The organism is Streptococcus pseudoporcinus LQ 940-04 (assembly GCF_000188035.1).
GTDB lineage: Bacteria > Bacillota > Bacilli > Lactobacillales > Streptococcaceae > Streptococcus > Streptococcus pseudoporcinus.
Genome location: NZ_AEUY02000005.1, coordinates 1,273,196 through 1,294,498, shown reverse-complemented (window position 1 = coordinate 1,294,498; position 21,303 = coordinate 1,273,196). Strand labels below are relative to the sequence as shown.

Annotated in this window: 18 protein-coding genes; 3 read left to right on the top strand and 15 right to left on the bottom strand. The window is 37.3% G+C overall.

What is annotated here, in order from left to right:
* The 6 genes from STRPS_RS07740 to ccpA form a co-directional block, all read right to left on the bottom strand.
* Nucleotides 1-993 carry an ABC transporter ATP-binding protein gene (locus STRPS_RS07740; protein WP_007893532.1) on the bottom strand — a complete coding sequence of 331 codons (993 nt, stop codon included), beginning with the start codon at nt 991-993 and terminating at the stop codon, nt 1-3.
* Between the two features lie 170 nt (nt 994-1,163).
* Nucleotides 1,164-3,110: a threonine--tRNA ligase gene (gene thrS / locus STRPS_RS07735; RefSeq protein ID WP_007893530.1), complete on the bottom strand. Its 1,947-nt coding sequence runs from the start codon at nt 3,108-3,110 to the stop codon at nt 1,164-1,166.
* Between the two features lie 432 nt (nt 3,111-3,542).
* Nucleotides 3,543-4,877, bottom strand: coding sequence for a glycosyltransferase family 4 protein (locus STRPS_RS07730; RefSeq protein WP_007893529.1), 1,335 nt, complete (start codon nt 4,875-4,877; stop codon nt 3,543-3,545).
* 1 nt (nt 4,878) lies between these two features.
* A complete protein-coding gene (locus tag STRPS_RS07725; RefSeq protein ID WP_007893543.1) occupies nt 4,879-5,877 on the bottom strand; it encodes a glycosyltransferase family 4 protein in 999 nt (332 codons plus the stop codon).
* A gap of 75 nt (nt 5,878-5,952) precedes the next feature.
* Nucleotides 5,953-7,416, bottom strand: a complete 1,464-nt coding sequence (locus tag STRPS_RS07720) for an alpha-amylase (protein ID WP_007893470.1) — start codon at nt 7,414-7,416, stop codon at nt 5,953-5,955.
* 45 nt (nt 7,417-7,461) lie between these two features.
* Nucleotides 7,462-8,463: a catabolite control protein A gene (gene ccpA / locus STRPS_RS07715; RefSeq protein WP_007893523.1), complete on the bottom strand. Its 1,002-nt coding sequence runs from the start codon at nt 8,461-8,463 to the stop codon at nt 7,462-7,464.
* Between the two features lie 174 nt (nt 8,464-8,637).
* On the opposite strand from ccpA, the gene STRPS_RS07710 reads away from it, so the two are divergent.
* Nucleotides 8,638-9,723, top strand: coding sequence for an aminopeptidase P family protein (locus STRPS_RS07710; protein WP_007893493.1), 1,086 nt, complete (start codon nt 8,638-8,640; stop codon nt 9,721-9,723).
* Between the two features lie 56 nt (nt 9,724-9,779).
* On the opposite strand, the gene STRPS_RS07705 is transcribed toward STRPS_RS07710, so the two are convergent.
* The 7 genes from STRPS_RS07705 to STRPS_RS07675 all read right to left on the bottom strand — a co-directional run bounded on the left by STRPS_RS07705 (nt 9,780) and on the right by STRPS_RS07675 (nt 17,184).
* Nucleotides 9,780-10,868, bottom strand: coding sequence for a DUF871 domain-containing protein (locus STRPS_RS07705; RefSeq protein ID WP_007893518.1), 1,089 nt, complete (start codon nt 10,866-10,868; stop codon nt 9,780-9,782).
* Nucleotides 10,869-10,930: 62 nt separating this feature from the next.
* Nucleotides 10,931-12,268 (bottom strand): PTS cellobiose transporter subunit IIC, encoded by a 1,338-nt coding sequence (gene celB / locus STRPS_RS07700; RefSeq protein ID WP_007893472.1) that lies wholly within the window; start codon nt 12,266-12,268, stop codon nt 10,931-10,933.
* A gap of 26 nt (nt 12,269-12,294) precedes the next feature.
* Complete coding sequence (locus STRPS_RS07695) at nt 12,295-12,813, bottom strand: hypothetical protein (protein WP_007893522.1); 519 nt, start codon at nt 12,811-12,813, stop codon at nt 12,295-12,297.
* 29 nt (nt 12,814-12,842) lie between these two features.
* Complete coding sequence (locus STRPS_RS07690) at nt 12,843-13,157, bottom strand: PTS cellobiose transporter subunit IIA (RefSeq protein ID WP_007893468.1); 315 nt, start codon at nt 13,155-13,157, stop codon at nt 12,843-12,845.
* 9 nt (nt 13,158-13,166) lie between these two features.
* A complete protein-coding gene (locus tag STRPS_RS07685; protein WP_007893517.1) occupies nt 13,167-15,134 on the bottom strand; it encodes a BglG family transcription antiterminator in 1,968 nt (655 codons plus the stop codon).
* Nucleotides 15,135-15,195: 61 nt separating this feature from the next.
* Entirely contained in the window at nt 15,196-15,513 is a 318-nt protein-coding gene (locus STRPS_RS07680) for a PTS cellobiose transporter subunit IIB (RefSeq protein WP_172605001.1), read from the bottom strand.
* Between the two features lie 237 nt (nt 15,514-15,750).
* Nucleotides 15,751-17,184 carry a 6-phospho-beta-glucosidase gene (locus tag STRPS_RS07675; RefSeq protein WP_007893513.1) on the bottom strand — a complete coding sequence of 478 codons (1,434 nt, stop codon included), beginning with the start codon at nt 17,182-17,184 and terminating at the stop codon, nt 15,751-15,753.
* A gap of 165 nt (nt 17,185-17,349) precedes the next feature.
* Between STRPS_RS07675 and STRPS_RS07670 the strand changes: the two genes are divergently transcribed.
* The gene (locus tag STRPS_RS07670) at nt 17,350-18,015 is read left to right on the top strand and encodes an NAD(P)H-dependent oxidoreductase (RefSeq protein WP_007893507.1); all 666 of its coding nucleotides are present in this window, start codon (nt 17,350-17,352) and stop codon (nt 18,013-18,015) included.
* A gap of 13 nt (nt 18,016-18,028) precedes the next feature.
* The gene (gloA, locus tag STRPS_RS07665) at nt 18,029-18,409 is read left to right on the top strand and encodes a lactoylglutathione lyase (protein WP_007893538.1); all 381 of its coding nucleotides are present in this window, start codon (nt 18,029-18,031) and stop codon (nt 18,407-18,409) included.
* Nucleotides 18,410-18,472: 63 nt separating this feature from the next.
* On the opposite strand, the gene smpB is transcribed toward gloA, so the two are convergent.
* Nucleotides 18,473-18,940, bottom strand: a complete 468-nt coding sequence (smpB, locus tag STRPS_RS07660; RefSeq protein WP_007895772.1) for an SsrA-binding protein SmpB — start codon at nt 18,938-18,940, stop codon at nt 18,473-18,475.
* A 2-nt stretch (nt 18,941-18,942) separates the two neighbouring features.
* Nucleotides 18,943-21,294: a ribonuclease R gene (gene rnr / locus STRPS_RS07655; protein ID WP_007895715.1), complete on the bottom strand. Its 2,352-nt coding sequence runs from the start codon at nt 21,292-21,294 to the stop codon at nt 18,943-18,945.
* Between the last annotated feature and the right edge of the window lie 9 nt (nt 21,295-21,303).

Sequence of the window (21,303 nt, the reverse complement as noted above, 5' to 3'; positions counted from 1 at the left end):
TCAAAGCTCCTTTCGATAAAATCGTCGAACGATTTCCTCAATATCAACATCTGTCATTTTCAAATCTCTCACTTTAAAATCTGACATAACTTTTCTTATAATCTCAGCCGTCTGGTAAAGAGAGCTATCGTAGTGGACATCTAAAATAAGATCATGATAGGCCACTTCCCACTTATAGAGATTTGCCAACTGCTTTACTAAGGCATCTTGACCAGACTCTAACTCAAAAGAAAGGCTCTTCATCTTCCCAAACGTTTGTTTTAACTGATTAACTGAACCGTCAAAAATTTCTTGTCCCTTATCAATCATAATGATACGATCACAAAGTTGTTCAATGTCGCTTAAATCATGTGTGGTTAATAAAATCGTTGTTTCTTCTTCTTGATTAATCTGAGAAATAGCTTTTCGAATATTATCTTTTACTGAAACATCTAACCCAATCGTAGGTTCATCTAAAAATAGAACCTTAGGATTGTGTAATAGCGATGCAGCAATATCTGCCCTCATTCGTTGTCCAAGCGACAGCGTTCGAACAGGATCTTTAATAAAATCATTGAGTTCAAGAACCTCGTTTAAGAAGGCCATACGCTTGCGAAAGAGATAATCTGGAACGTCATAGATTTCTTTTAGAACCGTGTAAGTTTCTTGCAATGCTAAGTCCCACCAAAGCTGGGTTCGTTGTCCAAAAACGACACCAATATCTCTCACATAGTCTTGTCGATTCTCTTGAGGGATTTTTCCATTAATACGACAAAATCCAGAAGTGGGCTTCAAAATCCCTGTCAACATTTTTATTGTTGTTGATTTACCAGCTCCATTAGCTCCAATAAAGCCCATAATTTGCCCTTTAGGAACTTCAAAAGATAAATCTTTAACAGCCTCAAACCTTTCTAACTGAGGATGAACAAAAGATTTTAAGGCTCCTTTTAAACCTGGTTCCTTAACGGTTTTAATAAAATTTTTTTGAAGGTGTGATACTTCAATCATTGCCATCTATCAAGCCCCACTTTTTATTTTTTACTAAGCTAATAAGTAATTTATTATATCATCCTAACTTGCTTCCTGCAACCGCTTCCCATAATTAGCTTATATCATTATAAAAAACCCCAAAGGTGAGATGGTTTCTCTCACTTTTGAGGTATTCCTGTTTAAACTGGCTTAGTCTATCCTACTTCTGGCCGTGATTTTCGGGAAATATCAGCTAGAATTGTATCCACAAATTCTGAGATAGCTACAGTTTGTGTGACTTTACTTCCGTAACGACGAACGTTAACTGATTTTTCATCCATTTCCTTATCTCCCACGATTAATTGGTAGGGAATTTTACCTGTTTGTGATGCCCGAATCTTGTATTGCATTTTCTCATTACGGTCATCAACATCAACACGAACCCCTTTATCACGTAAAAGCTTAGCTACTTCCCAAGCATAGTCCACATGAGCTTCATTAGAAATTGGGATAACTGTTACTTGATGTGGTGCCAACCATGTCGGGAAAGCGCCTTTATAGGTTTCAATTAGGATAGCTGTGAAGCGTTCCATTGTCGAAATGACCCCACGGTGAATCATGACAGGACGGTGCTCTTCACCATCAGCACCAATGTATTTAAGGTCGAAACGCTCTGGAAGTAAGAAGTCTAACTGGATAGTTGATAAGGTCTCTTCGTTACCAAGTGCTGTTTTTACTTGAATATCTAATTTAGGACCATAGAAGGCTGCTTCTCCCTCTGCTTCAAAGTAGTCAACTCCCATTTCATCTAGTGCTGCTTTTAGCATACTTTGCGCTTTTTCCCACATTTCATCATTATCAAAATATTTCTCTTTATCATTAGGATCACGATAAGAAAGTCGGAAACGATAGTCTGTCAGATTGAAGTCTTTATAAACATCAATAATCAACTGGAGAGCTCTTTGGAATTCTTCCTGGATTTGATCTGGTGTTACAAAGAGATGCCCGTCATTTAGAGTCATCTCACGGACCCGTTGAAGTCCAGATAGGGCACCTGATTTCTCATAGCGGTGCATCATACCAAGCTCAGCAATTCGAATAGGTAGCTCGCGGTAAGAATGCACATGGTGCTTATAGACCTCAATATGGTGTGGGCAGTTCATTGGACGAAGAACAAATTCTTCACCATCACCCATATCCATAGTTGGGAACATGTCCTCACGGTAATGGTCCCAGTGTCCAGACGTCTTATAAAAGTCTACTGAAGCCATCGGTGGTGTGTAAACATGTTGATAACCAGAAGCTAATTCTTTATCAGTGATATAGCGTTCGAGAGTACGACGGATAGTTGCACCATTTGGTAACCAAAATGGTAGCCCTTGTCCAACTTCTGGATTGACCATAAAGAGATCTAATTCTTTACCAAGTTTACGATGATCGCGCTCTTTAGCCTCCTCTAATCGTGTCAAATAAGCTTTAAGATCCTTCTTATCAAACCAAGCTGTACCATAAACACGTTGCATCATAGGATTATCACTATTCCCGCGCCAATAAGCACCAGCAACATTCAAAAGATGAAAAACTTGGATCCTTCCTGTAGATGGCACATGAGGTCCCCGACACAAATCCACAAACTCACCTTGACGATAAATCGTCAAGCCAGCAGCATCGTCTGAATGTTCATTAATTAATTCTATTTTATATGGATCATCTTTAAAGATTTCTAAGGCTTCTTCTTTAGAAACTTCTTGACGAATACAGGGATGGTTTTCCTTAACAATTTTTTTCATTTCTTCTTCAATACGAGGAAGATCTTCATTCGAAATTTGTCCCGCTTGATTATCGGTATCATAATAGAAACCATCAGCAATGGCTGGGCCTACACCTAGATGAATATCTGGGAAAAGACGCTTTGCTGCTTGCGCAAATAAATGAGCAGCGGAATGACGTAAAATGTCAAAGGCATCTTCATGGTCTGGTGTAACAATTTCAATGTTCCCATCTTCGACAAGTGGACGATTCGTATCCACTAATTGATCATTAAATTTTCCGGCCAAAGCTTTTTTAGCCAAGGAATTACTAATGGATTGGGCTACTTCAAATGTTGTGATGCCAGATTCATACTCACGAACTGCACCGTCTGGAAAAGTAATCTTAATCATTTTTCTCTCCTTTATTCTTTCTTCCACGCTTCTGAAAACAAAAAAGCGCCATCCTAAAAAGGACGTCGCAACGTGGTTCCACCTTCATTTGTGTATGGCAAAAAGCCAGACACCTCTGATTGGTTATAAGGGAACCACCCTTTTATGTTTGCATAAAATCATTGGAAGGAGTATCAGCTTAGGCATCATGTGCTCTTCTCACCAACCAGCACTCGCTTAGATAGATGTTGCTAAACCAACTTGTCTTCTTTGTTATTATAACAATAATTTCTAAAATTTCAAGAGTGATTCCAAAAATACCTGAACAATGAAGGATAAAGTAAAAAGTTTTCCCCTTTTAGCCAACTAACATGTCATAAATCACTTGCCCCTTCAAGAAGTTTTACCACCTTCTTCTTCTCTCCAGATAAAGCTCAGCTAGCAATTCTATGACTATTCTAAGAAATCACGAATAGCATTAACCATCTTAAGAGGAGCTTTAACTACTTTCGCAGATGTAACTGCTGTAGCTTTAAAAGCCCTTGTCGGTAGCTGGCGCGCTGATTGGACAAGCTTAATTGATTCTCTTTTGCTAGAACTCGTAATTCTTAAACTAAGTTTCTGTTTGTCACGTTCACTTTTGTTAATTAAGGTATCTAGATAAAAAGTATAGACAGATTGGCCAAAATGTTCAGAAGAAATCTCATAACGTTTTTGTTCAAGTAAATCTTGTGACATTTTTGGTGTCTCAAGAATTGCGTCCAATACAGCATCTGCCAAATCAGACTCATGGTAGTATAAGGTCCCAAACATTTTGTCAGAAACGAGTTCATCTAAATAGGCATTGCCATGAGCAATAATTGGCTTACCACAGGCCAAACTTTCAATATAGGTTAACCCCTGAGTCTCACTGGTTGAAGCACTGATAAAGAAGTCACAGGCCTTATAATAATGACTAACCTTATCATGTGGTATCATACCAGTGAAAATAACATTAGCATCAACACCTAAAGCAGTCGCCATATCTTTTAACTCCTCTAAATAAGGCCCGTCACCAACGATAAGAAGTTTTACTTTTGGATTAGCCGCTAAAATATCAGGCATCTGTTTAACAATAGCTTGAATATTTTTTTCAGAAGAGATTCGAGATAGACTTAAAAGGATAGTTTCATCTTCTCGAACCTGTAACTGTTTTTTCAAATCACTGATATCATCATCTGAAATATCATTGCATATATATTTTTTTAACTCAATCCCAGTAGGAATGACCCGTTTAGGGATAGCAATTTGGTAATCATCAATAAGGTTTGAAACAATGGGACTAGGGCAAATTAAGCCATCCACTTCTTTCAAAAAGCTCTTCAATATAGGTTTAACCATACTTGGTCGAATCAGTTTACCATTTGCAATATAAGTCACATAATCCTCGTACTGAGTATGATAGGTATGAACAATTGGAATTCTTAAAGCCTTGGCAACCATTTTACCAAGCAATCCCAAACTGAACTCCGTCTGGGTGTGAATGATATCCAAATCATACTGCTTGGCTATTTTATAAGAGGAAATAAGGCCACGGTATACTACTCGACGGTCCGTAAAGGACACAAAAGGAACGCTTGGTAGCCTAATAATTGTAGGATCTTCGAATCGCTTAACATTACGATCAGTTGTAGTAAAGACATACACTTCATGCCCTTCTTTTTCCAGCTCATCTTTTAAAGTTCTAATACTCGTAGCTACACCTGAAACTTGTGGGAAATAGGTATCTGTAAATAGACCAATTCGCATCTTATGACTCCATTACTTTTTGATAAGTGTCTACTAACTCAGCAGCAATTTTTTCCAAACTCCGGCTTTCTGCAACCCGATAGCCAGCTTCAACTTTATGGGATTCACCAGAGAATATACGTCTCAAGGCTGCTTCAAAACCTGACACATCACTAGCTAATTCAGCACTCTCTTGGTTGACCCAACCCGAATAAACTGGAATATCACGCAAAACAATATTCTGACGGCTCGCTAAGGCTTCTAAAACCACAATCCCTTCAGTTTCCTCACGACTCGGGAAGAAAAAGGCATCAGCACCAGTCATAGCTCCCTCATAGACTGGCCCTTTTATATAGCCAGGAAAAATGACATTAGCTGGATGTTCCTTTTCAATAATCCGTCGCATTTCAGCAGGAATGACCCATTTATTAGTTTCACCAAACCAAATAAATTGAACATCAGGCATAGCTTTAGCAACTTCAACAAAATCATCAATTCCTTTGCGTTTGAAAAAGAGCCCTGCACCCATAACGACTTTCTGTCCAGATTTTAGATGAAAATAATCCCGAAAAATACGTTCTTTTTGCGGATCTGCACCATACTGCTCTAAATTAATACCGTTTGAAATAACATAAATTGGTTTTCGAATACCATAGTTTTCAATCAAAGATTTAGAGTAAATAGTCGGAGTGATAATGGCATCAGCTTTCCGATAAAATAAGCAAAGGTAGCGTCTAAATAAAGGCGATACTAAGTTGGAAAAAATAAAGGAATTACGGAAATCTTCCTCGGTTGAGTGACCATGCATAATCACTTTTTTCCCTTTTTTTTGTGCATTTACCATTAATAGCCAACTAGCTAGTCCATAAGTATTAATATGAACCAAATCATAATCATCTTTTGGATTAGTCGTAAAGGCTTGACCAATTAAAGTTAATGCTTTTATTTGGTGCTTAATAGCACGGCCAATGCCAGATTTTTTTAAGTAATTTTCAGCTTCTAAGTAGAGTAAGACTTTCATAGTCTCTATTATAGCTTATTTTAAAGGATTTTTCACTAGATAGCAAAAAAATCAGCCAGAGGCTAATTTTTTTAGTTAGATGCTCGCATTTTTGGGAATCCAAGCTGCAATGGAACCTGGCTCAACTATAAAATCAGCCCAGCCATCTTCTCCAATAATAATTTCCTCAGAGCAGTTCCCTAGATAATCAACAAAAGTTTGTCCAGCATAGAGTTTCCCAACTTCCATGTGTTTCCAACCACGATCCCCATTTGTCATAAGAACTGCTAAACAAGCATTCGTCTCATCATTACCAAGTTCTGTCCACCCTATACAATTAGCATGATCAAAATAGTCTACTTGTTGACCATAGACTAGTTTTTTTCGCAACTGAGCTAGTTTGCTAATAGTGTCTTTAAAGGCCATTTGCCCATGTTCCCCTTGATAACCATAATAATCTCTATAAAAGACACATGGTGTCCCTTCTTGACGTAACATGATAAAGCCATAAGCTAGAGGTTTAAACCAATCTTCAACCTGAGATTCTAATGCTTGCCCGCTTTGAGTATCATGATTATCAACAAAAGTAATCGCAAATTCTGGATTTGCTTGCATCATGGTATTTTCTAAAAGTGTTGCCATATTGAATTGGTTCCCGCTTTTGCTCGCTTGGAAGAAATTCATATGTAAAGCAACATCAACCAGATTAAACTGCATGTCAACTTCTTCTAAGTAATGATTAGTTGCATCGGCACTATCTTTCCAGTATTCACCAAAAACAAATAGCTCTGGAGCGACATTTTCACGCACGTAACGAATGAAATGATTCATAAAAGTAGCGTCAATATGTTTGATAGCATCTAAACGAAATCCTCTAACGTCGCTTGTTTCAAGAAACCATTTCACCCATTCTCTTAAATGTTCCTGAACTTCTGGGTGCTTGAAATCAATATCACAGAACATGAGATAATCAAAATTACCTTTTTCATTGTCCACGACTTCTTGGCTCGCCCAACCTTTATTATCACCAGTAATCATGTAGATGCCAGTTTCATTGTGACGAGCATCATAATCAATACCTGTAAAATGATACCAATGCCATTTAAACTCATTATACTTATCTTTTCGACCCGGGAAATTAAAACCGGTCCAACCTTCTATTTCATAGGGTTCTGAAAGGGATTGTTGACGATTTTCAGGATCCATCTTTAGCACATAAAAGGTTTCCTTTTGATCGCCATTGGCTTTATGGTTTAAGACAATATCAGCAATCGGCATAATATCAGCTTCATTTAAGGAATTAATAAGATTGAGGTAGTCCTCTTTTGTTCCATATTTTGTGGGAATTGTTCCGTTCTGATCAAATTCACCAAGGTCAAATAAATCATAAATGCCATAACCAACATCGTTACTACCTGTCCCTTTAAAGGCAGGGGGTAACCACATTTTACTAATCCCTAATTCTTGCATTTCTGGAATGGAGGCCTTGAGCCTTTTCCAATGATAGTGATCATCTGGCAAATACCATTCAAAGGCCTGAAACAATAATTCATTTGTCATCGGTTCTCCCTCTTATAAAAAAACTGCCAGCAAGTGGCAGTATCTTTATTTCGTTGTGCCACGACGTTTAATGCCATGATTTAACAAAATTTCTTTTTCTTCTAACTCTTCTTTATTCATGATTTTAGTTAACATACGCATGCTTACGGCACCCAAATCATATACAGGTTGACTAATTGAACTTAGATTTGGACGGGTATATTCTACGACTGGGGAATCATTACTTGTAATAATTTCAAAGTCTTCTGGAACACTCTTGCCTGCTGCAAAGAGACCGTTTAATAAGCCTGCTGCTAGTTCATCCTCCCCTACATAGGCAGCTGTTGCCCCAGAGTTGATAACCCTTTGTGCTAACTCAAAGCCGTCTTTATAAGAGTAGTTAGCTTCAAAAACAAGGCCTTCTTTATAGTCCAATTTATTTTGCTTCAAGCCTTCTTTATAGCCAGAGAGTCTTACCTTACCATTGATTTCATCAATTAATGGCCCTGATACAAAAGCAATGTTTTGATGTTTTTCTGCTAAAATATCAACTACCTCAGAAACAGCTGCTTTATAATCAATATTGACACTTGGCAACTGATGCTCTAAATCGACAGTTCCAGCTAATACAATTGGGGTTCTAGACCGTGAAAATTCTGCACGAATTTTTTCAGTTAAATGATGTCCCATAAAAATAATGCCATCAACTTGCTTAGCAAATAAGGTATTAACAACATTAACTTCTTTATCATCGTCTTCATCACTTGAAGCTAAAACGATGTTATATTTATACATGGCTGCAATGTCGTCAATTCCCTTAGCAAGGATTGAAAAGTAGGCGTTAGCAATATTAGGAATAACTACTCCAACTGTTGTTGTTTTTTTACTTGCAAGACCACGAGCAACTGCATTAGGGCGATAATCCAAACGATCGATAACTTCTAATACTTTCTTACGTGTATTTTCTTTAACATTTTTATTTCCATTTACAACACGGCTAACAGTTGCCATTGAAACACCAGCTTCACGAGCAACATCGTAAATCGTGATAGTATCATCTGTGTTCATTCTTTATCTTCCTTTCTAATTGTGAAAATGACGCTTCCAAAGTCATTTTAGCACGAATTGAAACCACTTTCAAGTCTTAACTGCTCATTTTTGAAAACTTTTTCAATACTTAAAAGAAAACTTGCTTTTTTAACATTTTTTTGGAAAAATAGTAGCAGAAAGAAGGTATGGTTCATGACAAAAATTACTCAAATACAAGATTTTTTAACCTCAAAAGAAGCGCAATTAGCCATTTTTTCTGACCCTGTTACAGTCAATTATTTAACAGGTTTTGCTTGTGACCCTCATGAGCGACAAATGTTTCTCTTTATCTATGATCAAATAGCTCCGGTTCTCTTTGTTCCAGCTCTAGAAGTTGCTAGGGCTCAAAAGCTAGTGACTTTCCCAGTTTTTGGTTACATTGATTCTGAAAATCCCTGGGAAAAAATCAAGGCGGTGCTACCAAATACAAGCCCTAAACGCCTCTATGCCGAATTTGATCATCTCAATGTCAGTAAATTCCAAGGTTTACAAGGGATATTTAGCGGACATTTTGAAAATTTAACCCCTTTTATCCAAAATATGCGTCTGCTCAAATCTGCTGATGAAATTGATAAGATGATGATTGCCGGAGAATTTGCTGATAAGGCTGTACAAATTGGTTTTGAGAATATCTCTTTAGAAGCAACCGAAACAGACATTATTGCCCAAATTGAATTTGAAATGAAGAAACAGGGTATCAGTAAAATGAGTTTTGAAACCATGGTCTTAACTGGTCATAATGCAGCAAATCCACATGGTATTCCTGGTACCAATAAAATTGAAAACAATGCCTTACTGCTCTTTGATTTAGGGGTTGAAACACTTGGTTACACGAGTGATATGACACGAACTGTTGCCGTTGGAAAACCAGATCAATTCAAGATTGATATCTACAACCTTTGCTTAGAAGCTCAACTTACAGCACAAGAATTTGTTAAGCCTGGAGTGACTGCTGCCGAAGTTGATGCTGCTGCTCGTTCTGTTATTGAAAAAGCTGGCTATGGAGAATACTTCAATCATCGTTTAGGACACGGGCTAGGAATGGATGTCCATGAATTTCCATCTATTATGGCAGGAAACAACCTGGAAATACAAGAAGGCATGTGCTTCTCTATTGAACCTGGTATCTATATTCCTGGAAAAGTCGGTGTGCGGATTGAAGATTGCGGACATGTTACCAAAGAAGGCTTCCAAGCCTTTACCAAAACAAGAAAAGAATTGCAATATTTTGACTGCTAATACTAGCATGAGCATTAAGGCTCAAGCAAAAGAGAAGACAGGTTGGTCTTCTCTTTTTATTCTTCAATAAATATGAAACTTTGCCAGAGCTTTAAGAGCTCAAGCAAAATATCATTTTCTGGTGAAAGCTGTGCGACCACATTTTGACGACCATTATTGGGCCTATCTTGCAGAGCAATCTGCAATTCACCTTTATATTGACCTGCATTATTGTTCCCAATGGTGATCATCCCACGTTTAATGGGGATAGTATTAAAGGGTTCGATAGATCTATCTTTGTATGTGACACGAGCTTGACTGGAACGAATCATGTAATCAGATTTATCTCCTCGATAAAGGTGTTGATTTTCCAGCAGAATCTCTTTTTCTAGAGCTGATAATTCTTCCTGAACTGTAACTGGAAAGGTCGGCAAGGACTCTTTATAGGCGTCAGCTACTGTTTTGATGTCCTTTTCAGATAATAAACTTGAGGATAGTATCATATCGTCTATCTGGCCACACATTTTCAAAAGCGAAACCTGGGCTTTTAATGACATACCTCTTTGAATTTCTGTGGAAACCATACGGTCTGAGAGAGGCCACGGCCCTATTTTACCATCTGGGCTATCAATGAAAGCTGCAGTTTTCAAATTGTAGGCCTTATACTGCTTGGCTGTTTTGAGGAAATAGTCAAAAGACAGTCCTGTAAATGCTTGTGGATAAAAATTGTGTGATCCTGTTAACTGAGTTGGGTTTGGACCAAAGTCCATAACCATATCAATATAATGTTGCCCGCGTGACATGTTTAATTCAATTGTGATGCCTAGATTATTATGTGTCAGCATGGCTTCTTCGTAACCTGTGAAAGCTTCATCTAACCTAAGGCTAGCAATCCCCATTTGCGCAAAAATATCCAACTGATTGTATGAAATGCCTAAAGCTTTAAAAAGCTTGGGATTAACATCTAGAGATGTTTGAAGTCCTTTTTCATTACCATACTGGATAATTTCTGTAAAAATAGCTACAGTCGCCTGTGCATTATCAGCCACTTCTAACATGGATGTAAAGAGTCGTTGATAACCATATTTCACTGCTAAATCAATATAGGCTTTCATTTCAACCATTGTCGATTTAGACGGATAAATGGATATTCCTAATGTTCCCATAACTAGCTGCCTCCATTAATAAAATACCTTAATTCACTAAGCGAGTTAAGGTATTTAGTGAATTATAGATTGGCTGATTCGGCTACTACAGCTCTTTCTTCAGCTAAAAGTTTATTATCGTAATATTTAATGAATGGGAACCAAATCAAGAATGCAAGTACTACACAGACAATAGCTAAAATAGCTGCTTTAATGTCACCTGAACCAAGGTAAGCCCCTAAACCACCTGGGGTTGGCCATGGTGTTTGGATAATAGCTTTCTTAACAATGTTTAAATCCACAACAATAAAAGCTACAAGGGCAGTCACTACTGGGGATAGTAAAAATGGAATAGCAAGGAAAGGATTATAAACGATTGGAAGTCCAAAAATAAGTGGTTCATTAATGTTAAAGAGTGATGAACCGATTGAAGCACGACCTAACATTTTTAATTGCTCTGACTTAGCAAATAGGGCCATAAAAATACATACCCCTAAAGTTGCACCTGAACCACCAATAGTAACATAAGCATTTGTAAATTCACCAGCAAAGGCAAAGTGGGCACCATTAACATTTTCTGCCATATTTGCTAATAGAATAGGGTTAACAAGTCCCATAACAATGTTAGCACCATGAATACCAACCAGCCATAATGCATGAATCAAAAAGTAAATAACGATAATCCCACCAATGGAATTGGTAATATTTTTAACAAAGCCAAATGGAATAGCGATGACTTTATAAATATCCGTCCCAAACAGGATAAAGATCCCACTGATAAAAATTACCGTTACAGCTACAACAAATGCAGGTATCAAAGCCGTAAATGAGCGAGATACACCTTCTGGTACTGCATCTGGCATTTTAACTACCCAATTTTTAACCACACAAAGTCTATATAATTGCACAGTTAGTACTGCCATCAATATCCCTGTAAAAAGACCTGAGGTTGAAAGACGTGCTAAACTATCTCCACCTACTGACCATCCGTTAATCGTTGTTTCATTAGCTACTAATGCCATAGCCCCTTTAGAGAAAGTAATTTCTGGAATTGTCATAAAGAATGCAAAGACTGAAAGCAGACCCCCATTTATCGGATCAAGATTCAACCCGTCTTCTTCTGCATAAATTTTGGTGTATTCAAATCCAATAACAAAAGCGAAGTAAAGGGTTAAAATTCCCATAGAACACTTATAAGCAATCAGTGTCAGTGCAGCAATTTTATCGAATGAATTTGCCCATAAATCTTGGACAAATGGGAATGGAAAAGCTGTAGGAATAATTCCTAAAACCAAGAATGCTGAACCAACGATTGTAAGGGGAATACTGGCCATCCCTGCGGCCACAATCGCACGCACAGGACGCCATGTGGATACCACTCCCATGGGGCCCATGAGGTACTTCTCTAAAAATTCAAACATTAAACTTACCTCCTCATTTATTGACATTAATAATGTTTGCTAGGTTTAAGTGACGCTAAATAACGATTAATACGAGCATATTGACTATCTTTATTGGCATTAATGCGGTTAATTTTGACTAACATCCAAAATGATAACAAGATGCCTACAGCTAAAAGTGAGCTTATCACCATTCTGCTTGCAAAGCTAGTGTTTAAAAATGGGTATAGAATATAGGATTGTCCTGCAAGAGTCATAACCAGTAAGCAACTATTCACCGCAATAGTTGTTTTAAAGAAAGTTTTAGTAACAGTGGCTTTTTTCTGGTCAGTGCTATACATCTTAAATTGCTCCCATATAGCCAAAAAAGCAAAGATTCCTAATAAGACTGGAATAAAAATGATAGCTGAAGTTTTCGATAGATAAAGCATAATAACCCAATAAAGGTTTGCAAAAAAGAAAAAGGTGACTACATAACGAATCATAAAATACCGAGTATAATACATTGTTTTAAGGGCACTTGTTTGACGTAGGGATTCCATTTTCTCTTTTTCTACTGTCTTCATCTCAAAACTTCCTTTCATCTCATGTAAGACTATTGCATCTTTTTATAGAGTGCTAACATTTCAATAGCAACTTCACGTAATGTCATTGTCGTCATTAAATGATCTTGGGCATGAACCATAATAATTTCAATCTTAATTTCCCTACCCCCAGCATATTCCTGTAAAAGCTTAGTTTGCGCCTTATGAGCTTGTAAAAGATCTTCATTAGCGACGTCTAACAGTTCAGAGGCCTTATCATAGTTCCCTTCTCGCATTTCTGCAAATGCTTCATGAACTACTGTTCTTGAATTCCCGCTATTCAAGATAATTTCAAAAGCAGCCATTTGCAATTCGTCATTTGTCATTATGTTCTCCTATTTTGTATCCAATATTATCTGTTTAAAGCTTTCAAAATCTTGACAGGCAATCAATTTCTCCCTAGTTTGAGTAGATTCTGTTAAACCTACAAGCAATTGAGTCATTTCAGCTAAACCGTCATTTTGATAGATGGACGGTGAAACCAGAAAGACTAATTTTACAGCTTCAAATTCTTCCTCCCAATAAATACCAGTCGGAATAATAGCAACTCCAATTTTTCCCTGTTTGTCAATCGCTTTGATAGGATGTGGTACAGCAATATCTTGGTCAAAGATAACCGTACTCATGGACTCTCGTCTGGCTATCATTTTTTTCATTGACTGGCGATACTGATCATCTCTTTCTGTATCTAATAACGTAATCAACTGCGTTAAGACACTTTCTTTGTCACCTTTTTGACAAACCATAAAATAGTCTTTGGAAAAGTAATTGTCGAAAATCTTGGCATCTGTCATGATTTCCGTATTTTGAGAGCCACGATGGTGTTTACAATCAATTTCAGCTAGCTGATTTTTAATCATTTGAACTTCATCGCTCTTTAAGAAAACACTAACCGTGATAACAGGTACTGGAAAAACCAAATGTGATAAATCAATGGTTGATATCATTAAATCAATTCCCTCTAATCTTTCATCGGTAAGATCATAATAACCAACCAACTTAACAATATTCAAATGTCTCCCTAGTTCATTTTCCAAACGCATGCGAAGCATTTGAGCACTGCCATAACCAGTGGCACAGATAACTAATGTGTTCAATTTATGATATTGGTAAAAACGCTCAATGCTTGCTAACAAGTGCAAGGTCACGTAGGCAATTTCATCATCTGATAACTCAAAATCTTTAAAATAATTCATTTTGCTCATTAAACGACGTGAGCTTAAAAATGTTTCCTTATATTGTCTTTGGATATCATCTAAGAGAGGATTATCCAATCGAACCTTATGACGTAGGCGTTCAAGTAAGACCTCTAAATGCTTTAAAAGCCCTTCAATAAATGTAAAATCTTGACTAAAGCGATAACCATAACGATGATCAAGCTCAGTTGTCGCATCAAGCAAATCTTGCCTCAAACTGATATGATCCAAACTGTCTAAATTTTCAGTATGAAGACTTTCAGATATTAAATGCAAGGCAATATAATTAATCTCTTCATCTGGAAAATCAATTCCTGTTACCTGTTCAAGCCGTCTCAAAATAGTTGTTGCTACTAAAATCTCAATTTTAAATTTCTTCTGATCAATCTTAAGTTGTGAAATCTTAAAGCCATCATTAACCCGTTTAATTGCTAAAGCAATATGAACAATCAAGTTTTGGATTACAAAATCAGATAATTTTAAATAACGACTTCTGCATTCATCTAAAACGATGATGGTCAGCTCCTCAAAGCTTATTGGAAGTTTGAAAAAATCATCACCAATATATTGATGAATATTCTTAAAAAAATAGCCGCTGAAGAAGTAATCCATAATAAAGTGGCGCTTATCGTGCTCAGCACCACTCACATAAACTCCTTTATTGGCGCGACTTTCAATTTTTAAATCGTAATGTGCCAATTCATGACGAATTTTTTTGAAATCCGAAGACAAAGTAGAACGACTAACGTATAATTGATCCATCAAATCTTCAAATAATATTTCCTTTTGCTCAAAAATCAATTTATTTATGATGAAATGATGACGGTCATTAATATCAATATTTTCCGTCCCAACTTGAATGTGATTTTCAGCAACAATATTTAAATAATCAGCTTCATTTTCTAAATCTAACTGATAACCATGTCCTTGTTTCGAGACAATATGCAGTCCTTTTTCTTGTTCGGTAAATGTAATAAGTGATTTAATGTAAGTTCTAACTGTTCGATCAGAACAAGCTAAGTGCTCAGCTAATGTTTTACTGGTAACAAAAGTGCCACGATTTTGATAAAGGTATTGTAAGATAAGTTTTTCTTTCTGGCCCAACATACTGTCTCCTTTTGGAAAATCTCCTATCTTAATTATACAGAATGTTTAATCCGAAAAATAATTAGATGTTTTCTTTAACTAATGCAGCCATTTTTTCAATTCCCATAGGAATAGGAATATAAGCTTGAGGTGGAATTTGGACAATTGCTTTGCCAACCTTCTTTGCTGCCTCAGAAAATTGTTTAAAATGCATTTTTGTTTGAGGACTTACTAAGTATAAGTCGTATTCTGCCGCCGCAATCCTTTTTGCTCCTTCTGGGACACCTACAGCATTCATTTCCACTTCAATTCCCTGTTCAGCAAGCAAGCTTTGAGTTTTTCTAGCAATCAGTGATGATGACATACCTCCGGCACAAATAATTAATGCTTTAGTCATAATATCTGCCTCCTACTTAATATCTTTATGTATAATCCAATTGTATTTGTATACGCTTACAATGACAAGGTCTTCTCTTTCCGTATCAATACGGAAAGAAATAGTCACATCTTTTATACTTTCCATACATAGTCCACAAAAAGCCAAAGTGGATTCTTTTTTTAAGCACTCAACAACTTTCTAAAAGTCGTTGACACTGTAATAAAAAACAACGCTCATCATTATCAAAATAGCTCACTTTTATAATGACTCTCCATTTGAAGCAATAACTTCCCTATACCAGTTAAAGGAGAGTTTTGGTGAACGTTGATAAGTCCCATTTCCCTCATCATCCTTATCAACATAGATAAAGCCATAGCGTTTACGCATTTCACCTGTTCCTGCAGAGACTAAGTCAATACAACCCCAGGGAGTGTAACCCATCAATTCAACGCCATCCTCATCAACTGCTTTAATCATTTCTTTGATATGGGCACCCAGGTATTCAATTCGGTAATCATCATGAACCATGCCATCTTCTTCAAGCTGGTCAATCGCGCCAAAACCATTCTCTACGATAAAGAGTGGTAAATGATACCTATCGGTAAACCAGTTTAGGGAATAACGAAGACCTTCAGGATCAATCTGCCAACCCCACTCCGAAGCTTTGACATAATCGTTTTTTATTAAATCTTCAGTTTCCAAGTAATCATAATGAGGATTGTTTGGTCGATGAGAATCAATAGCAAAGGACATATAGTAAGAAAAGCCTATGTAATCAACTCTGCCTTCACCTAAGTCCTTAGTATCTTCTTCTGTGATGTCAATCTTAATTCCCTTACGGTCCCAATACTTAAGAATATGATTTGGATAATAGCCATGGACGTGAACATCCGTAAAATAATAACGCTTTTGCATAGCTTTTTGTGCCATTAGAATATCTGAAGGCTTACAAGTCGCAGGGTAAATAGGACACATAGCAATCATACAGCCAATTTGGAAATTCGGATTAATCTCATGGCCAATTTTAGTCGCACGTGCACTTGCTACAAGCTCGTAATGCGCTGCTTGGTACATAATGGCTTCACGATCGTCACCCTCTTTATACACAATACCAGAGTTCGTGAATGGGGCAAAATCTTCCATAAAATTCGCTTGATTATTGATTTCATTAAATGTCATCCAATAGTTCACTTTATCTTTATAACGCCTGAAAACCGTTTCTGCAAAACGAACAAAGAAATCAATGACTTTTCGATTAGTAAAACCACCGTACTCTGTTACCAAATGATAGGGCATTTCAAAATGTGACAAGGTAATAACAGGTTCAATACCATATTTCAAACATTCATCAAATAAATCATCGTAGAATTGTAATCCCTCTTCATTTGGTTCTACTTCGTCACCATTTGGAAAAATCCGAGTCCAAGCAATAGAAGTTCTAAAACACTTAAATCCCATTTCAGCAAAAAGTGCAATGTCTTCCTTATAGTGATGATAAAAATCGATAGCTTCATGATTAGGATAGTATTTACCCTCAACAATGCCATCGGTAATTTCACGCGCAATCCCATGCCGGCCTGCTGTCATGACATCTGCAACACTTATGCCCTTTCCTCCTTCTTTCCAAGCACCTTCAAGTTGATGTGCCGCAACAGCACCACCCCATAAAAATAAATCTGGTAATTTTGTCATCAGACGTCCTCCTCTCAGTTCTTATGACCATTCTAGCAAGCGGTTACAAAAATGGGAATGCATTCTTTTTCCTTTATTCAACGGCAAAGCTTATGACATATCAGATTTTTGTTTTCAGAAAGCCATTATGCTATCATTAAGAGTGTAGAAGTTTGGAGGTGGAAAATGGCAGAGGACATCAAAAAAGCCATTAGAGACAATTACACTTTTCGCACAGCGGTACGCGTCTATAATAATCGGAAAATCCCCCAGGAAGATTTAGATCTTATCCTAGATGCTGCTTGGCTAAGCCCTTCCTCAGTTGGTTTAGAAGGCTGGCGTTTTGTTGTTTTGACTAATGAAACCGTTAAAGCTGAGATTAAAGAAGTTGCTTGGGGCGCCCAATACCAACTAGAAACGGCTAGCCACTTTATCTTATTACTAGCAGAACGTAATGCTCGCTACGACAGCGAATCAATGCGCCAGAGTCTGGTGAGAAGAGGCATTACAGAAGAGGAAGCTATCTTAAAACGTTTAAAAACCTATGAAGACTTTCAAAAACGTGATATGAAAATGGCTGATAATCCACGAGCTCTCTTTGATTGGACTGCTAAACAAACCTATATTGCCTTAGGCAACATGATGACAAATGCTGCACTAATAGGAATTGATTCCTGCCCTATTGAAGGTTTTGATTATGACAAGGTTAATAGCATCTTAGCCAAACATGGCATCATCAAGCCTGAACAAGAAGGCATTGCTAGCATGCTATCACTAGGTTATCGCTTACGAGACCCTAAACACCCTCAAAGTCGCAAACCGCGTGAAGAAGTTATTACTTATTTTGACTAAAAAGGAGATTATTATGAAAGCTTTACATACTTGTATTCGTGTCAAAAATCTAGAAGACTCTATCACCTTCTATACTAAGGCCTTCCCTTTTAAGGAAACAAGGCGCAGAGATTTTCCTGATAAACACTTCACACTGGTTTACCTTGCCTTAGAGGGCGAAGACTACGAATTAGAGTTAACCTACAACTATGATCACGAGGCCTATGATTTAGGAAATGGCTATGGTCATATTGCAATTGGATCTGACCAATTCGAAGCTGATTATGAAAAACATGTTCAAGCAGGTTATCCCGTCACAGATATTAAGGGACTAACAGCAACATCAGCACCTTACTATTTCATCCAAGACCCAGATGGTTATAAAATAGAAGTCATTGATATCAATCACAAGTAGGGTCATTAAGCCCCTTTTAACATATAATACAAGATAATAAGAGCTCCCAAATGGGAGCTCTTATTATCTTGTATTAATACTTTTCATAACCCGCCTAATATCACGGTCTTGCTCTTTTCGTTTCAAACTTTCACGTTTATCGTAATCATGTTTCCCTTTAGCAAGGCCAAGTAAAACTTTAGCAAAACCATCTTTCAGGTAAACCTTTAAGGGGATCAATGTCATACCGCTACCTTTTAGTTCATTTCCCAAATGTTGGATTTCCCTTTTTTTAAGTAATAGCTTACGCGTCCTATCTGGATCCTGATTCCAAATATTGCCCTGTTCAAAAGGAGCAATGTGAACATTAACTAGCCAAGCTTCGTTATGCTTGATCTGGGCAAAACCATCCTTTAATTGAATCCGAGCTGCACGAACACTTTTAATTTCTGTACCAGTTAAGACAATTCCTGCTTCAATCGTTTCTACGATGGTATAATCGTGCCTTGCTTTTTTATTTTGTGCTAGCAGATTTCCTTCACCTTTTGCCATAACTAACCTTTCCTTTTTACTTTTTTCTTTGCTACCTTTTTGTAGAAGGGCTTATGAGTTGACGAAGACTTTGCCTGACCTTTTCTAACAGATGAGGTTTTCTTTTTCTTAGCATCTGTTTGGGCTAAAGCTCTGCCTCCTTTTTTACGACGACCAGCTGATGAGGACTGACCTTCTCTTTGATTTCTCTTCTTTGGCTTAGTCAATTTTTCAATAATATCAAAATCACTTGCTTGATATTCAAAATCAATATCACCAGTTTCTTTATCAGCTTTGACTAATTTAACCTGAATCGCTTGACCAACCTTAAATACTTTGCCTGATTTTTCACCTTGTAAAGTCATTGTGCGTTCATTGTAATTATAATACTCTGGCAAGCTCGTCACATGAACCAAACCTTCAATTGTATTTGGTAACTCCACAAAGAGTCCAAATTTAACGACACTAGAGACAATCCCATCAAAGGTTTCACCAATATGTTCTTCCATGTATTCTGCTTTTTTCATTGCTTCTACAATACGTTCTGCATCAATTGCTCGACGTTCTAAACGTGATGATGAAGACGCTAACTCTGGGATAATCATGGCAAAATGATCACGCTTATCTTCAGTTGCTTGGCTGTATTCCCTAATCATCCGATGGACTAATAGGTCAGGATAACGACGAATCGGACTTGTAAAATGCGTATAGTAATCAGCAGCTAATCCATAGTGACCATGATTGGTCTCAGAATAACGCGCTTGTTGCATAGATCTAAGGAGCATCATATTAAGGACCTCAGCTCCAGGTTTACCATCAACTTTAGCCATGAAATCTTGTAAAGCTTCTTGACTAATTTTTGCTGCTGTTCCTTTAATCTGAATTCCAAAAACACTAGCATAATCAATAAATTTTTGTAATTTTTCCGATTTTGGTTCTTCATGAACACGGTAAATAAAGGGATAGTGCCCACGCGCAAAATGCTCAGCTACACACTCATTTGCCACTAGCATAAAGGACTCAATCATTCGCTCAGCTATTCCTCGAGTGCGAACAACAATATCCACAGGCATGCCTTTTTCGTTGACAAGAATCCTCGCTTCCGAAGTATCAAAATTCAGAGCTCCACGCTTAAGGCGCATCGTTTCTAAAATCTTATGAAGTTTGGCCATATGCTCAACGGACTCAGAAATTGCACCATATTCTTGCAAGGTCTCCTCATCACCAGCCAACATGTCATTAACAGCACTGTAAGTCATTCGGAAAGTCGTATTGATGACCGACTGGCAAATATAATGGTTTAAAACCTTACCATTAGAATCAATCTCCATAATGGCTGATTGAGTCAACCGATCTACATTTGGATTTAAAGAGCAAATGCCGTTTGACAAACACTCTGGCAACATTGGGACAACACGATCAGTAACGTATACAGAAGTTCCACGTGCAATAGCTTCTTGGTCTAAAGCAGAGCCTTCAGTCACATAATAGGAGACATCAGCAATGTGAACTCCTAGTTCATAATTACCATTAGCCAAAGGCTTAATATGAATAGCATCATCCAAATCCTTAGCATCGGCGCCGTCAATAGTAAAGGTAATTTCCTTACGTAAATCAACACGGCCTATCAAATCTTTAGCACTCGGTGCCTCGGAAATAGCATTTGCTTCTGCAATAACCGTTTCTGGAAATTCTGAAACAATATCCATTGATTCTAAAACTTCCAAAACATCTATCCCAACATCTCCTTGATGGCCAACAATATCTCGGACATTCGCAATGAAATAATCATGACCCCTAGTTGGATATTTTTCAATATCAACCTTGATGATTTCAGTCCCATCAAGGACGACCGGCTCTTTTTTAATATAAATTTTTTGTTGAACTTTTTGATTTTTTGATTTTATATAGCCTGCATACTTGGGTTTTTCATCATCTAAGATGAATTTACCAACTACTGTTCTTAAGGCACGTTCAATAATGCCAACGACTTTAGCTTCCGCAGCTGTGCCTTTTAGGCGATCTGCTGGTTTTTTAACAACTACTTCTACAAGGTCCCCATCAATAGCATAACCAACATCGTTTTTTCCGATAAACATGTCATCTTCTGTATCGGTCACCTGTAAAAAACCAAATCCTGCTTTATTAGCTCTAAAGATACCCTGAATAGTCATTTCCTTTTTCTTGTCACCTTGTCTACGTAAGGTGATACAACCATCATCAGAAAATCGTAAAAGTCGCTTACTTTCCATCTTAGATATTTCTTTGATAAGGCTAGGAAATTTTTTAGCTCCCGCCATTCCTAAAGAAGCTGCAATATCATTAATATTTGATTTGCCGTGCTCCTTTAAATACATCATAATTTTTTCTTTCATACTACCAAA

Bases quoted from the DNA above. Each gene is read 5' to 3' on its own strand.
- STRPS_RS07740 (WP_007893532.1), bottom strand. From the start codon at position 993: ATGGCAATGATTGAAGTATCACACCTTCAAAAAAATTTTATTAAAACC.
- thrS (WP_007893530.1), bottom strand. From the start codon at position 3,110: ATGATTAAGATTACTTTTCCAGACGGTGCAGTTCGTGAGTATGAATCT.
- STRPS_RS07730 (WP_007893529.1), bottom strand. From the start codon at position 4,877: ATGCGAATTGGTCTATTTACAGATACCTATTTCCCACAAGTTTCAGGT.
- STRPS_RS07725 (WP_007893543.1), bottom strand. From the start codon at position 5,877: ATGAAAGTCTTACTCTACTTAGAAGCTGAAAATTACTTAAAAAAATCT.
- STRPS_RS07720 (WP_007893470.1), bottom strand. From the start codon at position 7,416: ATGACAAATGAATTATTGTTTCAGGCCTTTGAATGGTATTTGCCAGAT.
- ccpA (WP_007893523.1), bottom strand. From the start codon at position 8,463: ATGAACACAGATGATACTATCACGATTTACGATGTTGCTCGTGAAGCT.
- STRPS_RS07710 (WP_007893493.1), top strand. From the start codon at position 8,638: ATGACAAAAATTACTCAAATACAAGATTTTTTAACCTCAAAAGAAGCG.
- STRPS_RS07705 (WP_007893518.1), bottom strand. From the start codon at position 10,868: ATGGGAACATTAGGAATATCCATTTATCCGTCTAAATCGACAATGGTT.
- celB (WP_007893472.1), bottom strand. From the start codon at position 12,268: ATGTTTGAATTTTTAGAGAAGTACCTCATGGGCCCCATGGGAGTGGTA.
- STRPS_RS07695 (WP_007893522.1), bottom strand. From the start codon at position 12,813: ATGAAGACAGTAGAAAAAGAGAAAATGGAATCCCTACGTCAAACAAGT.
- STRPS_RS07690 (WP_007893468.1), bottom strand. From the start codon at position 13,157: ATGACAAATGACGAATTGCAAATGGCTGCTTTTGAAATTATCTTGAAT.
- STRPS_RS07685 (WP_007893517.1), bottom strand. From the start codon at position 15,134: ATGTTGGGCCAGAAAGAAAAACTTATCTTACAATACCTTTATCAAAAT.
- STRPS_RS07675 (WP_007893513.1), bottom strand. From the start codon at position 17,184: ATGACAAAATTACCAGATTTATTTTTATGGGGTGGTGCTGTTGCGGCA.
- STRPS_RS07670 (WP_007893507.1), top strand. From the start codon at position 17,350: ATGGCAGAGGACATCAAAAAAGCCATTAGAGACAATTACACTTTTCGC.
- gloA (WP_007893538.1), top strand. From the start codon at position 18,029: ATGAAAGCTTTACATACTTGTATTCGTGTCAAAAATCTAGAAGACTCT.
- smpB (WP_007895772.1), bottom strand. From the start codon at position 18,940: ATGGCAAAAGGTGAAGGAAATCTGCTAGCACAAAATAAAAAAGCAAGG.
- rnr (WP_007895715.1), bottom strand. From the start codon at position 21,294: ATGAAAGAAAAAATTATGATGTATTTAAAGGAGCACGGCAAATCAAAT.